Origin of the sequence: Paenarthrobacter ilicis, assembly GCF_016907545.1 — a bacterium.
GTDB lineage: Bacteria > Actinomycetota > Actinomycetes > Actinomycetales > Micrococcaceae > Arthrobacter > Arthrobacter ilicis.
Window position 1 is genome coordinate 3,514,455 of the sequence record NZ_JAFBCD010000001.1, and the last position, 14,096, is coordinate 3,528,550.

Annotated in this window: 14 protein-coding genes; 6 read left to right on the forward strand and 8 right to left on the reverse strand. The window is 62.9% G+C overall.

The features are described from left to right. Window positions 1-135 precede the first annotated feature (135 nt). Together JOE60_RS16055 and JOE60_RS16060 are read left to right on the forward strand one after the other, a co-directional pair. The gene (locus JOE60_RS16055; protein WP_167267613.1) at window positions 136-813 is read left to right on the forward strand and encodes an NUDIX hydrolase; all 678 of its coding nucleotides are present in this window, start codon (window positions 136-138) and stop codon (window positions 811-813) included. 36 nt (window positions 814-849) lie between these two features. Continuing rightward, a complete protein-coding gene (locus JOE60_RS16060; protein ID WP_167267615.1) occupies window positions 850-1,110 on the forward strand; it encodes a DUF4235 domain-containing protein in 261 nt (86 codons plus the stop codon). 72 nt (window positions 1,111-1,182) lie between these two features. Here the strand turns inward: JOE60_RS16060 and mnhG are convergent, their stop codons facing one another. From mnhG to JOE60_RS16090, 6 genes are read right to left on the reverse strand one after another with little or no spacing between them, the layout of a single operon-like run. Then, window positions 1,183-1,575: a monovalent cation/H(+) antiporter subunit G gene (gene mnhG / locus JOE60_RS16065; RefSeq protein WP_167267617.1), complete on the reverse strand. Its 393-nt coding sequence runs from the start codon at window positions 1,573-1,575 to the stop codon at window positions 1,183-1,185. Beyond that, a complete protein-coding gene (locus tag JOE60_RS16070; RefSeq protein ID WP_167267619.1) occupies window positions 1,565-1,843 on the reverse strand; it encodes an MrpF/PhaF family protein in 279 nt (92 codons plus the stop codon). The genes mnhG and JOE60_RS16070 overlap by 11 nt, the downstream gene beginning before the upstream one ends. Further along, complete coding sequence (locus JOE60_RS16075) at window positions 1,840-2,406, reverse strand: Na+/H+ antiporter subunit E (RefSeq protein WP_167267621.1); 567 nt, start codon at window positions 2,404-2,406, stop codon at window positions 1,840-1,842. The genes JOE60_RS16070 and JOE60_RS16075 overlap by 4 nt, the downstream gene beginning before the upstream one ends. Next, window positions 2,403-3,971 carry a Na+/H+ antiporter subunit D gene (locus JOE60_RS16080; protein ID WP_167267623.1) on the reverse strand — a complete coding sequence of 523 codons (1,569 nt, stop codon included), beginning with the start codon at window positions 3,969-3,971 and terminating at the stop codon, window positions 2,403-2,405. Before JOE60_RS16080 ends, JOE60_RS16075 begins: the two co-directional genes overlap by 4 nt. After that, window positions 3,968-4,462 (reverse strand): Na(+)/H(+) antiporter subunit C, encoded by a 495-nt coding sequence (locus JOE60_RS16085; protein WP_167267625.1) that lies wholly within the window; start codon window positions 4,460-4,462, stop codon window positions 3,968-3,970. Before JOE60_RS16085 ends, JOE60_RS16080 begins: the two co-directional genes overlap by 4 nt. Beyond that, on the reverse strand, window positions 4,459-7,476 hold the full coding sequence (locus JOE60_RS16090) for a Na+/H+ antiporter subunit A (protein ID WP_167267627.1): 3,018 nt from the start codon (window positions 7,474-7,476) through the stop codon (window positions 4,459-4,461). The genes JOE60_RS16085 and JOE60_RS16090 overlap by 4 nt, the downstream gene beginning before the upstream one ends. A gap of 205 nt (window positions 7,477-7,681) precedes the next feature. On the opposite strand from JOE60_RS16090, the gene JOE60_RS16095 reads away from it, so the two are divergent. The 3 genes from JOE60_RS16095 (at window position 7,682) to JOE60_RS16105 (ending at window position 10,838) form a co-directional block, all read left to right on the forward strand. Next, window positions 7,682-9,085: an MFS transporter gene (locus JOE60_RS16095; RefSeq protein ID WP_167267629.1), complete on the forward strand. Its 1,404-nt coding sequence runs from the start codon at window positions 7,682-7,684 to the stop codon at window positions 9,083-9,085. Window positions 9,086-9,150: 65 nt separating this feature from the next. Next, complete coding sequence (locus JOE60_RS16100) at window positions 9,151-9,633, forward strand: cation:proton antiporter regulatory subunit (protein ID WP_167267631.1); 483 nt, start codon at window positions 9,151-9,153, stop codon at window positions 9,631-9,633. Between the two features lie 5 nt (window positions 9,634-9,638). Then, on the forward strand, window positions 9,639-10,838 hold the full coding sequence (locus JOE60_RS16105; RefSeq protein WP_167267633.1) for a cation:proton antiporter: 1,200 nt from the start codon (window positions 9,639-9,641) through the stop codon (window positions 10,836-10,838). 13 nt (window positions 10,839-10,851) lie between these two features. Here JOE60_RS16105 and dcd read toward each other — a convergent pair whose 3' ends face one another. Beyond that, window positions 10,852-11,427, reverse strand: a complete 576-nt coding sequence (gene dcd / locus JOE60_RS16110) for a dCTP deaminase (protein ID WP_011776299.1) — start codon at window positions 11,425-11,427, stop codon at window positions 10,852-10,854. 209 nt (window positions 11,428-11,636) lie between these two features. Between dcd and JOE60_RS18425 the strand changes: the two genes are divergently transcribed. Next, entirely contained in the window at window positions 11,637-13,622 is a 1,986-nt protein-coding gene (locus tag JOE60_RS18425) for a CAP domain-containing protein (protein ID WP_338112576.1), read from the forward strand. A 3-nt stretch (window positions 13,623-13,625) separates the two neighbouring features. Here the strand turns inward: JOE60_RS18425 and JOE60_RS16120 are convergent, their stop codons facing one another. After that, window positions 13,626-14,069, reverse strand: a complete 444-nt coding sequence (locus JOE60_RS16120; protein ID WP_167267635.1) for an SRPBCC family protein — start codon at window positions 14,067-14,069, stop codon at window positions 13,626-13,628. Window positions 14,070-14,096: the final 27 nt, after the last annotated feature.

Genomic DNA, 14,096 nt, shown 5'->3' on the forward strand with positions numbered 1-14,096 from the left:
GGTTCAGTTTACACCTGACGGGGTTTCAGGGGTCATGGGGTTGGTCATAAATCCGTTGCGAGGCCCGCTCTACGCGCTATTCACGCCGCGTGGAGCGCAGAGCAGGCCTCACAACGCACCTGAGAGAATGGCCTCATGACAGACCTTGCCGATTCCCAGCCCGCAGCGGCCGAGCCGCGCCTGGCCGCCAGCGTGATCCTGCTCCGCGACGCCAACCATGGACTGGAAGCCTTCGTCCAGCACAGGGTGAACACCATGGACTTCGCCCCGGGCATGGTGGTTTTTCCCGGCGGGCGGGTTGATCCGGCGGACAGTTCCGGGTGGGATTATCCGGCGGACCTCCTGAAGCGTCACGCCGCGGACTGGCAGGAGACTTCACTCAACGCAGATCCTGGGCAGGCGGATGTCAGCGCCGGCACCGTGTTGGCAGCCGCCATCAGGGAGGTCCAGGAAGAGTCGGGGCTCACCATCGAGCCGGAGGATCTGCGCCCTTGGGCCAACTGGATCACTCCGGTGGACATGCCCAAGAGGTTCGATACCTTCTTCTATGTGGCAAGGCCGTTGTCCAGCCACCAACCGCAGCACCAAACCACTGAGGCGTGGCAGTCACTGTGGATGCCTGTGGCGGGGATCCTGGAAGCGGAGGCCACTGGATCGCTGAAGATGATGCCACCCACGTATTACCTGCTGAAGGAAATTGCAGGCTTCAGCAGCGTGGATGCAGTGTGGTCCGCCCAGCACTCCGTAGCGCCTGTCCTGGGACCGCCGGGTTCCCTGGCTGCTTTCCTTAAGGAGCGCGAAAACCGGGAGTAGCGCGGCGGGGCTTGCTGGTACGGCTAGGCTTGGGTCATGAATCTCTTCTTCAAGCTGATCGGTGCCGGAGTGAGCCTCGGAGCAGGCTTCGTTGGAACCAAACTCGTCAATAAAGGGTGGGAAAAAGCCACTGGCAACAAGCCGCCCATGGGCAACGATGACATGGAATCGAGCCTGCGCTCCGCGCTGACGTTCGCTTTGATTTCTGCCATCGTCAGCTCGCTGATCCAGGTGCTCGCCAGCAGGGGCACCCAGCGCGCGATTTCCCGTTTCTCCAAGTCACAGGACATCGTCTAAGAAACACAACGCGGGGTCATTCAGGGCCCATCCCAGCAGTTGGGATGGGCCCTGAATGACCCCGCGTTGTCCTTAAACGTCAGAGTGAGGCTCTTGCCCGGCAGCTGCCCTCTGGACGACGGCTTCCAAGTCATCCTTGGTGAGCATTTCGCGGTGCCCGTGCTTGGTGCGGTAGGCCGAGCGCCCCACCATATGGGCGGACACCGGCGCCGTGAGCAACTGGAAGATCCACGCCACCACCAGGACCGGCCACACCCACCAGGTCCGCATCTGGAGCCCTATTGCGGACAACATCAGGAACAAACCCAGCACCTGCGGCTTGGTGGCGGCGTGCATGCGGCTCATCAGGTCCGGGAAGCGCAGCAAACCCACGGCCGCACCCAGGCTCATGAGAGCTCCCACCACCAGAAAAACAGCGGTGACCACGTCAATAACAACATCGATTCCGGTGGCGTCAGGACTCATTGTTCTGTTCCCTCCGCTCGGCCACAAAGCGGGCAACGGTCACTGATCCGATGAAACCAATCACGGCCAACGCCACCAGCAGCATCAGGTTGTTGAGGTGCCGGTTCACGGCCATGTCCACAGCCAGTGCCGCGCCGAGGATGGCCAGCAGAACATCGGATGCCAGCACGCGGTCCAGCAGGGACGGGCCAATGGCGATCCGCACAATGGCGCCGGCAGCGGCCAAACCCAGGATCACCGCCGTCGCGATCAGAACAAAGTCCTTCACAGCGTTGCCCCTTCCGTGCCCGCAGGGGCTTCTTTTCCGAGTTCCTCTACTTCTTGATGGGTGCCCATGATGCGGATCAATCCTGCCTCAATGCGTTGCACTTCCTGACGGATCTCCTCGATGTCAGCTTCCGTGTAGATGTTCAGCGCGTGAAGGTACAGGGTGGACGTTGACCGGTCCACTTCCACCACCAGCGAACCAGGGATCAGCGAGATGACGTGGCCGGTGGCCGTCACCATCAGATCGGAGCGGCTGCGCAACGGAACCGCGACGACGGCGCTGCGCACCTTTGGTCCTTTGACGGTGGCCAGGTACAGCACCAGGAAGCTCGCTGCCACCACTTTGCCCAGGAACATCATGGCGAAAGCGAAAGCCCGAAGGACGTTGAACCTGCCGCTGAGTTCAACGGGAGGGAGGTAGAAGAACTTGGCCACCATTACGGCAATGATCGCGCCGAACAGGAGGTTTCCCGGGCTGAAGTCCCGCCACAGGGCACCCCACACGATCACCAACCAGATGAGCAGCGGAAGTTCTGTACGGAACGAGATCGGCTTGCGGCTCATTTGGCACCCCCTGTCTGCACCGGCGGCGGAACCTGGACGGAGTCGCCAAGGACCGAGTGGATATAGGCTGACCGGTCCAACATGATCTCCGCGGAACCGTCGGACATGTGGAAGAGCGGGCCGGCAAAGACGGTCAGTGCAACGCCGAACACCACCAACGCAGCGGTTGAGCCCACCATGGTCCGCGGCAGCACGCCCACGTTTTTGGTGGCCAGCAGGGCAGGATCCGGATACTCGGCGTCTTCAGGTTTACGCCAGAAGGCCCTGTTCCACACACGGGCTATGGCAAGCAGGGTCAACAGGCTGGTGACTACTCCGCCCACCACCAGGGTGATGGCCAACGGTGTGCCCAGCTCCACGCCTGCCTGAAGGAGTCCCAGCTTTCCCAGGAACCCGGAGAACGGCGGAATGCCGGCCAGATTCATGGCAGGGACAAAGAACAACACCGCCAGTAAGGGCGACAACTTGGCCAATCCACCCAAACGGTCGATCGAGGAGCTGCCCCCGCGGCGTTCTATGAGCCCGGTAACCAGGAACAAGCTTGTTTGCACGGTGATGTGGTGGGCCACGTAGAACACGGCAGCCCCCAACCCCATGACAGAGCTCATGGCCAGTCCGAACACCATGTACCCGATGTGGCTCACCAAGGTAAACGACAACAAACGTTTAATGTCGCTTTGGGCCAGGGCACCCAGGATGCCCACCACCATTGTCAGCAGCGCCACCACCATCAGCGGAACGTTGAGGGTGTCCCCCGGAAACAGGAGGGTTTCGGTGCGGACCATGGCGTAAACGCCCACTTTGGTGAGCAAGCCCGCGAACACGGCAGTGACCGGCGCCGGGGCTGTTGGATACGAGTCGGGAAGCCAGAACGACAGCGGGAAGACGGCAGCCTTGATACCGAAGGCCACCAGGAGCATCACGTGCAGTAGGTTCTGCGTGCCTTGGTCCAGATCAGCCAATTTCACAGCGAGGTCCGCCATGGTGATTGTTCCGGTAGCGCCGTAAATCATGGCGATGGCCACAAGGAACAGCACGGAGGAAACCACTGACACCACCACATACGTGACACCGGCCCGGATACGCGGACCTGTCCCGCCCAGTGTCATCAGGACGTAACTCGCCGTCAGCAGAATCTCGAAGCCGACGTAAAGGTTGAAGAGGTCTCCGGTGAGGAAGGCGTTGGAAACACCCGCCACCAGGATCAGGTAGGTGGGGTGGAAGATGGAGACAGGCGCTTCATGGTCGCCGTCGGCCATTCCCTGTCCTGTGGCGTAGATCAGGACGGCCAGGCTCACAACGGTGGAGACCACCAGCATCAGGGATGAGAACTGGTCCACCACCAGGACAACGCCCCACGGCGGCAACCAACCGCCCAGGGTCACGGACGTGGTGCCCCCGTCCCACACGGACATCAGGAGGAAGCACTCCAACAGCAACGTGGCGCTCAGGATGCTGATACTCACTACCCGCTGGGCGGTCTGGTGCCGGATCAGCAGGAACGCCAAAGCAGCACCCATGATGGGCAGGAGGACAGCTAACGGCGACAGGTTTGCGAGGTTCACGCGCTGCCTCCTTCCGGAGTGGTGTGCGGCTTTTCGGTGGCTTCCGGGCTGTTCCGGTCGGTGGTGGCAACCGGAGTGACTGCGAATTCCGAGGTTTCCAACGGAACAATCGCGTCATCTTCGGCATCAAAGCTCGGTGTCTTGGCCACGCGGACGTCTTCAAGGTCATCCTGGATCTCGTCCTGGCGGGCCAAGACCCAGGTGCGGTAGATGATGCCCAGCATGAAGGCCGTGACAGCGAAGGAGATCACGATCGAGGTGAGGATCAGCGCCTGCGGCAGGGGATCACTGTAGGCCTCGGGGTTGGTTTCCTTGCTGAACAGCGGGGCCAGTCCCGCGTATCCGCCTGTGCACAGGATCAGGAGGTTGGTGGCATTGGCCAGCAGCATCAAGCCCAGCAGCACGCGCGTCAGGCTGCGTTCGAGGATCAGATAGATACCGCAGGCGTAGAGCACACCCATGACAATGAGGAGGGTCAGGTTGATGCTCATGATGTGCCTTTCGGGGCCGCAACAGTCGCGGAGGATTCAGCGGCCTCGCCAGCCAGCATCGCGGCGTCCTCTTCGGCCAGGGGCGCTCCCTTGCCGTCGAAGTGCTCATCGATTTCGGCACCGAGGCTGCGGAGGACGTCCAGTGCCAGCCCCACCACCACGATGTACACGCCAATATCGAAGATGGTGGACGTGACGAACTTGATGTCACCGAACACCGGCAGCCAGAACTCGATGATGGCGCTCTGGAACACCTGGCCGCCCAGGAACAGAGGCACCAAACCGGACGCTGCCGCCGTCGCGAGTCCTGCCCCCAGCAGGGTCCCCGCACTGATGGTGGCAGCCTCGCTCAGTTCGAAACGGCCGCCGGCCAAGTATCGGATGGTCAGGGCAAGGCCGGCCGTCAGGCCGCCTGCGAAGCCACCGCCCGGAAGGTTGTGGCCGGCCAGGAGAAGGTAGATGGAGAAAACGATCATTGAGTGGAAAATCAACCGGGTCACGACTTCGAAAATGATCGATCGCCGTTCCGGCGCCAGCGTACGGCCTGCCACCAGCCACGCATCGCGGCTGACGTCGGTGAACTTCTTGGCTACGGCCAGCGTGACGCTGGCGCGGGAATCAGGCTCGACGCCGGGACGGCGCCCCACGCTTCCCTCCGGAACCTCTTCCGAAGTCTTGATCCGGTCGCCGCGGCTGCGGACAAAGATCAGGCTGGCAACACCGGTGGCAGCAATGGCAAGGACAGAGATCTCACCAAACGTGTCCCAGGCGCGGATGTCCACCAAGGTCACGTTGACCACGTTCAGGCCACCGCCGCCCTCGTACGCCAAGCGCGGGAAATCCAGGGAAATGGGCGTTGCCACCCTGGCGCCCATGGCGTATATGGCAACGAAGATCATGGTGATGCCGAATGCGGCGCCAATGATGACGCGGATCACCCGGAGGCGGCCGCCGGTCCTGTCCCGCAGTTCTGCGGGCAGGCTGCGCATGGCCAGCACGAACGCCACCAGGACGATCGTCTCCACCAGCATCTGGGTCAGGGCCAGGTCCGGTGCGCCTTGGAGCGCGAACATCAGTGCGATTCCGTACCCGGTGACGGACACCATCAGCACGGCCAGGAAGCGCTTGTTGGCCCGGACTGCGGCCAGTGCGCCCACCACGATGCCGATTCCGGCAACAATCTGCAGCGGCGAGTTCGGGTCAATGAGGTAGATGCCGTCGGGCAATGGCTTGTTGGCAACAATCAAGGCAGTCGCCGGAACGGCGAAGGCTACTGTGAGGATTACGGCCAGGTAGAAGTAGAGCGAACCACGCTGGGTGCGGCCGGTGATCCACACGGCTACGTCATCCAGCGCACCGATGGTGTTTTGGTAGGCGCGGTCCCCATCCACCCAGTCCGGAACGCGTCCTTGCATCCGGGCCACGGCGTTGCGTCCGTAGAACATGGCGGCGCCAATCGCGAACGTGATGGCTGTCAGGCCCAGCGCGGGCGTGATGCCGTGCCACAGAGCCAGGTGTCCGGCGTCCGCCGCGTCCGGCTTGGTGGCAAACAGCGCTGCGTACGGCTGCACCCAGGTGTCCACCGGCGTCGGCCACAAGCCGTAAACGATGGTCAGGAAGCTCAGGATGGCCGGCGCGGCCAGGAAGGCCGGCTTGATGGGCTTGAACGGGGTGGTCTCCACCCCGGGCTTCACGGCAAAGGCACCCCACATGAAGCGCGCACTGTACGCGAAGGTGAGGATGGAACCGATGACCAGTCCCACCAGAATCCAGATGCCCCAGGCCGGGGCGTCGTGGCCCGTGCCGTAGTGGACAAACGCTTCGAAGACTGATTCCTTGGCAACGAATCCGGCCAGCGGCGGAACCCCGGCCATGGAGGCGGCAGCAATCGCGGCCACTACGCCCAAGGCGCGGGAAGAGCGGAAGACGCCAGACAGCTTGCGGATATCACGGGTACCTGATTGGTGGTCAATGATTCCCACCACCAGGAACAGCGTGGCTTTGAACAGCCCGTGCGCCAGGAGCAGCGCCAGCCCGGCCAATGCGGCATCCGGACGCCCCAACCCCACCACCATGGTGAGGAATCCGAGCTGGCTGACCGTGCCGTAGGCCAGGATGAGTTTGATGTCGGTCTGCCGCAGCGCCCTGTAGCCGCCCACCAGCATGGTGGCCAGTCCGAGCCCCAGCACCAGCGGGAGCCAGAACTCCGATTCCGAGAACCCGGGAGCCAAGCGGGCCACAAGGTAGATACCGGCCTTCACCATGGCCGCAGCGTGGAGGTACGCACTCACGGGCGTGGGCGCAGCCATGGCGCCCGGCAACCAGAAGTGGAACGGAACCAAGGCTGATTTTGTGATCGCACCGGACAGGACAAGCACGACGGCGGCAGCCACGGCGCCCTGCATGGGGCCGGTCATGAGCGTCCCGGCCTGGTCCACGATGGTGGAGATGCGGTAGGTTCCGGCAGCCTGGCCGAGGATGATGAGGCCCACCAGCATGGCAAGACCGCCCGCCGTGGTGACCATGAGTGCCTGCAGCGCGGAGCGGCGCGCGGCCAGACGGGTGCGGGCGTAGCCGATCAAAAGGTAGGACAGGATGGTGGTGAGTTCCCAGAAGATGAACAACATCAACAGGTCATCGGACGTCACCAAACCGAACATGGCCCCGGCGAACGCAAGGAGCTGGGCTCCGAACGTGCCAAGGTTGGCATCTTTGTTCTTGAAATACCGTGCGCAGTAGACCAGCACCAGGGATCCGACACCCAGGATCAGCAGGGACATGAACCAAGCCAGCGGATCCATCCGGAAGGCCAGTTCCAGCTGGAGTGTGGGGATCCACGGCAGAGTTTCTTCCATGCCGTTCGGGGAATATGCCGCCGGGTACTGCAGGGCCAACCATATGAAGGACCCCGCCGGAACTGCTGCCAGCACGTAGAACGCGTTCCGGCCCAGCTTGTTGAAGATCAAGGGCGCCACAGTTGCCGCTACAAAGGTGATGGCGAGAACTGAGAGCACTGTTATCTCCGCAAAGTCAGGAATGAATTGTCAAAAGTTGGAGCCGGCGGGTCTTACGTTGGGTTCGGTGCGTCCAGTTTATCAAGACGGTCACACCGAATCTGGCCTTCCGCTGACAGCGCAGGTCACGTTTCAACCACTGTGTTCTCCACATAGCGGTCTGTCGACCACCCCAACGTTCCACCTGCCCCTATAGCATCGAGCTATGAACGCGGCCGCTGTTCCCGAAGCCACCCATCCAACCTCTGAGCTCGCCTCCGGGCCTGCCGCTTCCAAGAAGGGGCAAATCCTGGCGTGGGCGTCGTGGGACTGGGGATCAGCAGCCTTCAATGCCGTGATGACCACCTTCGTTTTCACCGTCTACCTGACCTCCAACGCCTTCGGAGGAGAGGATGCCGCATCGGCAGCGCTTGGGGCGGCGTTGGCCGTTGCCGGGTTGGCCATCGCTTTGCTGGCGCCGGTCACGGGCCAACGATCGGACGCAGGCGGAAGGCGGAAACTATGGCTTGGCGTCAACACCGCCGCCACGGCCGTGCTCACTGCGCTCTGCTTCTTCGTCTTTCCCCGGCCGGAGTTCCTCCTGCTGGGGGTCTGCTTGATTGCCCTGGCCAATATCTTCTTTGAGTTCGCCGGAGTCAACTACAACGCCATGTTGGCGCAGATCTCAACCCCCAGGAACATCGGCAAGGTCAGTGGCTTCGGCTGGGGCATGGGATACCTGGGCGGCATTGTGGCGCTTCTGTTGGTTCTCCAATTGTTCGTGCAGCCATCCTTTGACTGGTTTGGGGCGTCCACCCAGGATTCCCTCAACATCCGGCTGGTCGCGATTTTCTCAGCGCTGTGGTTCTTCATCTTTGCCCTCCCCGTGATGTTCGCTGTTCCCGAGGTTTCCGTGAAGAAGGAAGGGGCCCACCTGGGTTTCCTGGCCTCCTACAAGCTGCTGCTGCGACGGATCCGGGCCATCTACAAAACCAGTCCCCACACCATCTACTTCCTGTTGTCCAGCGCGATTTTCCGTGACGGGCTGGCAGCGGTCTTCACTTTCGGCGGCGTCATTGCCGCCGGCACGTTCGGGTTTGAGTTGAAAGACGTCATTTTCTTCGCGATCTTCGGCAATGTGGTGGCGGCGGTCGGCGCAATCATCGGCGGATTCCTTGACGACAAGATCGGACCCAAGGCGGTCATTGTCCTCTCCCTGATCGGACTCCTCATCGCCGGAACGTTCATTCTGGTCCTGGGCAACGGGAACTACGTATTTTTCGGCAATGAGTGGCCGGGCAGTACAACCTTCTGGATCTTCGGCCTGATGCTCTGCCTGTTTGTGGGCCCAGCCCAGTCGTCCTCCCGCGCCTACCTGGCACGGCTGGCTCCCGCCGGAGAGTCCGGGGAACTGTTCGGCCTGTACGCCACTACTGGACGGGCAGTCAGCTTCCTGGCACCCACCCTGTTTACCCTGTGCATCACCATCGCCGCACCGCTGGTTGCCGAAGGACAGGCCCAGCGCTGGGGAATCCTGGGGATCATGGTGGTGCTGTTGGCGGGGCTCCTGGTGATCCTGCCGGTAAAACCACCGGCCCGAACGGAAATAGCTGTGGTACCGGAGCGTTAACTACATAGGACCCCATGCGTACGGAACGCCGTAGCACTCCGGTCCATCAGAGTTAGGGTGGAGCAATGAACGTGGAAGAAACCGAACTCCCGGGCCTGGGCGTCCGCAAGGACTTCGTCACGGCCTCGGGCCGCCGCATTGGTGTCGTGGAACTCAGGGAAGGCGAGACCCAGCTTTTTGTCTCCACCTGGGATGACCCCGATACCTGCCAGGCGTCCATTCCCCTGACTGCCGACGAAGCGACGGCCCTGGGCAACCTGTTGGGCGGTCAGATCCTGGCCATGCAGTTGGCGGAAGCCCACCGGGAGATTCCCGGGATCGTTACCCGGCAGTTCTCCATTACCCCTGACTCGCCCTTCGTGAACCAGGCCATGGGCAAGGCACAGATCCGTACCCGCAGTGGTGTTTCCATCGTCGCGATCATGCGCGAAGGTGAGGTTGTCCCCTCGCCTGCACCCGACGTCGTTCTCCACATTGGTGATTTGCTCGTAGCAGTCGGCACGCAGGAAGGTCTTGACTCGGCAGCCGGCATCCTTCGCAACGGCTGAGCGGAATGGATCCGCTAGCTCTAGCCCTCGTTGAACTGGGGGCCGTCGTTTTCTGCCTCGGCCTCCTGGCTCGATTGGCGGGCCGTATTGGCATGTCACCCATCCCTCTCTACTTGGTGGGTGGGCTGGCCTTCGGAGCCGGCGGCTTCGTCAAGCTTGACGGCATGCACGAGTTCGCCCATCTGTCCGGCGAAATCGGCGTTATCCTCCTGCTGCTGATGCTCGGATTGGAATATACGGCATCCGAGCTTGTCACCGGCCTTCGCAGGTCGTGGCAAGCCGGTGTCCTGGACTTCGTCCTGAACTTCATTCCAGGGGCCGGCATAGCGGTGCTCCTTGGGTGGGGGCTGGTGGGTGCAATCGTCATGGGCGGCGTCACCTACATTTCCTCCTCCGGGATTGCCGCCAAAGTCATCACGGACCTCGGCCGGATCGGTAACCGTGAGACCCCGGTGGTCTTGTCCATCCTGGTCTTCGAAGACCTGGCCATGGCCATCTACCTCCCCATCCTCACAGCCATCCTGGCGGGGGTGGGCTTCCTGGGCGGGCTCCAGACCGTCGGCATCGCCCTGGCAGTGGTCACGGTAGTCCTGGTCATAGCGCTGAAGTACGGACACCGGGTTTCCCAAGCGGTGCACAGCGAGAACTCCGAGGTCTTCCTTCTCAACGTGCTGGGCCTTGCCCTGCTGGTAGCCGGCATTGCCTCCGCGCTGCAGGTATCCGCCGCTGTGGGTGCGTTCATGTTGGGCATCGCCATCTCAGGAGCAACTGCCCACAACGCAACAAGGGTCCTGGAGCCACTCCGGGACCTTTTTGCAGCGATTTTCTTTGTGGCGTTCGGCCTGAACACGGACCCCACCTCCATCCCACCGGTGCTGGGTTGGGCGTTGGTCCTGGCCGTCCTCACCACCATCACCAAGATGATCACGGGGTTCTGGGCAGCCAAACGAGCCGGCATTGCCGTTCCAGGCCGCTTCCGTGCAGGTGCCGCGCTGATTGCCCGCGGAGAATTCTCCATTGTCATTGCCGGATTGGCCGTGGCTTCGGGAGTCGTCCCCCACGATCTCGCAGCGCTGGCCACGGCCTACGTGTTGATCATGGCCATTTTGGGTCCGCTGGCAGCACGCTTCGTGGAGCCCGTGGTCAAGGCCCTCCGCAAGTCCCCCGGCGCGCCGCCGCGTTCACCGGAGCGGGCCCCGGCTTAGGCGCTGGGCAGTCCTAGATGGACGTCCGGTGGAAGTTCTGGTGGCTGCGGCTGGCGGTAGGACCGCGCTGGCCCTGGTAACGGTTTCCATATTCGCCGGAACCGTAGGGGTGCTCGGCCGAGGACGTCAGCCGGAAGAAGCACAGCTGGCCGATCTTCATGCCGGGCCACAGCTTAATGGGCAGGGTAGCCACATTGGACAGCTCCAGGGTCACGTGACCCGAGAAGCCGGGATCAATAAACCCGGCGGTGGAGTGGGTCAGGAGGCCCAGGCGCCCCAAGGAGGATTTTCCTTCGAGCCGGGCCGCGATGTCGTCGGCCAGGCTGACGGTCTCGTACGTCGAGCCGAGCACAAACTCACCAGGGTGCAGAATGAAAGGCTCATCGCCCTCAACTTCAACCAACCGGGTCAGCTCAGGCTGTTCCTCGGCCGGGTCAATGTGGGCGTACTTGTGGTTGTCGAAGAGCCGGAAAAACCGGTCAATCCGGACGTCCACGGAAGACGGCTGGACCATCGCGGGGTCGTACGGTTCAAGAACAATCCGTTGGGAGTCTATTTCGGCACGAATATCGCGGTCAGAGATCAGCACAGCATCAAAAATACCCCATGGACCCCACCGGGACCCTATGCGCCGACGCGCAGCGGACCTGTGCGCCAGCGCAGCGGACCCATGCGCCAACGCGCGAGGACACCATGCAGTCATCGGCTTCCATTGTCCGGACCGACGCGTGCGACTATAGTCCCGGACATATACAACCGCGCCCGTAGGTGGGGGCAACGAGCATTCGCGGGGTAATTGTGAAAAAACTGGCAGCGCCTGCCGCTATTGTGCTGGCCGGAGTGCTGGCTCTTGGGGTGGCCGCTTCCAGCCAGCTGATCCCCTCGAACCAAGCGGTCCCCGGCGGCACCAGTTCCTCCGCCGGGGTTCCGTCCGCATTGACCGGGCCCACTGAATCCACGACGCCGGCTCCGGCCACTTCAGGGGGTACCGCACCGTCAGTTGCCGCTTCAGAAGGCGGCACCACGGAACCCATCGTGGAACCGGCACCGGTTCCCGGCACTGCGGAACCGGAGGTGACGGGCCCCGGAACGGGACCAATCGCCGTCGACCCCACCTATGAGACTCCCCCACCGGTTCCCAATATCGGCCCTTCGTGGGGACCCGACGACCCCTCAGCGCCGACTCCCGGCACAAGCGATCCTGCGGTGACTGAACCGGCACCGGCCCCCAAGGACACCTCTGCCGCAGTGGCGCCTGCACCGTCGTCGGAGGCCACCGCGAAGGCGGCGGACTCGAAGCAGGAGGATCCGAAGGCGGGGGCAACAGTGCCGTCCCCGGCCGAGACATCAGCCAGCGCCTCCGCTGCGCCAACGCCGACCGCATCCGCAACGCCCACGCCTACGCCTACAGCAACCGCCACCCCCACAGCAACAACGACGCCCACACCCTCCGCGCCTTTCCCCGGCAAGACGCCCCAAAAGGAAACCGCTCCGGACAACGGCTCGCTTGCCCTCCTCCCTGACAGCAACGCGGCCGCGATCCTCACGGTCTTCAACGCCATCAACAGTTACCGGGCATCGCTGGGCCTGGCGCCGGTGAAGTACCACGCAACGGTGGCCAGCTTGGCGCAGGACTGGTCCAACAACATCGCAAGCCGCGAAGTCATCCAGCACCGGCCCAACTTTTGGACGGACCCCCGCGCGCTGAACCCGAACAACGGCGCTGGTGAAGTCATCGCCGTCCGGTGGGACCGCGATGCCGCACAGCTTGTGGAATGGTGGAAACAGTCACCGGGCCACGATGCCCTCCTGCGGGATCCGCGGTTCAACGTCATGGGCATCGGCATTACCTACACTGACGGGAACTGGCAGACCACGCCCAACAGGTTCACCATCTGGGGTGTGGTGAACTTCTTCGGCTACACCACACTCCCTGCCGGGACCACCAACTCCCCTGGCGGCGGGACCGTCACGCCCACACCGCCCACCGATCCGGTGGCAGTTTGCCAGCCCGGAGACAAGCATCAGCCCCCTACGGTCAACCTGGGTGCGGCCTCCATCAGCAGCGCTGCCGACCTCGTGTCTGTGGGCCCGGACGGAACGGTGTACTCGTATCCGTCCCTGGGGAACGCCAAATACGGTGCCGCGAAGAAGATCGGTGTCGGCTTTACGGGCCTCAAGGAGTTGTTCGTCTCCGACTGGGACCGTGACGGCGTCTTCGATCTGATTGCCCAAAGAACCGATGGCGCGCTGCTCGTTTACCCGGGAAGGGTAGGCGGCGGCTTTGGTTCCCCGGGCGTTCTTGGCCAGGGGTGGCAGTCCCTGAACCTTGCCATCGGCAACTGGTGTGCCAACAACCGCCTGCCGCAGATTGTCGCCATGGATGCCTCGGGTGGTTTGTGGTTGTACAGGAATGCGGGCCTCACGTTCATCCGTTCACAGGCAGCGATCGGCACGGGCAACAGGGCGGTCAGGCTCAGCATGGTGGATTACAACGCGGACGGGTTCCAGGACCTGCTGACCGTTGAACCCAACGGCTACCTGCGGCTGTATCGCGGCAGCGGCCTGGGTACTCCCAAGCAGGAGGCCCGGCCGGTGGTGGGCGCGGCGTGGACGGATTACTCCGGGCTGCGTTCCCTGCAAGGAGTCAATGGAGCGGGCACCTCCGGTGTGGCCGGGTTGGGTACCAACGGGGTCCTGGAATATTGGGATCTCACGTCAGGAAGGCTGACCACGCCTGTTGCAGTGGGTGGCGGCTGGGGCGGTTTCAGGCTGGCCCAGTAGGGCTCAGGCCACCGACCGCGATTCCATCACGGTTTTCAGCTGTTCCAACTGTGCCACTTCCTGTTCCATGCTTTTTTGGATCATGGGGTTCATCAGCTTCTGGAGCCCCTTGGGGTGGTACTCCAGGGCGAACCGCAGGCGCGTGCTCTGACCTTCAGTGCTGAGGTAGTAACCGCCGGTGGGCCGCGCAGGTCCGGCCACCACGGCAAACCGCACTTCGGCCCCGGGCCGTGCTTCGGTGATCTGGAAGTCCGCTGCTACGGGCCGGCCACCTGGACCGTTGATGGTCTGCTGGTAGAGGGCGCCCTTTTGCCCGCGGCTGCCGGATCGGAGGGAAATACTGCGGATCCCCGAGCGCCACAGTGAGTTGTTCAGTCCGTCCATCAGGAAGGCGTAAATGGTCATGGCGTCCCGGTGAATCACCACTTCATGGTCTGCGAAGGCCATGGAAACCTCTTTCGGCGTACGGATCAG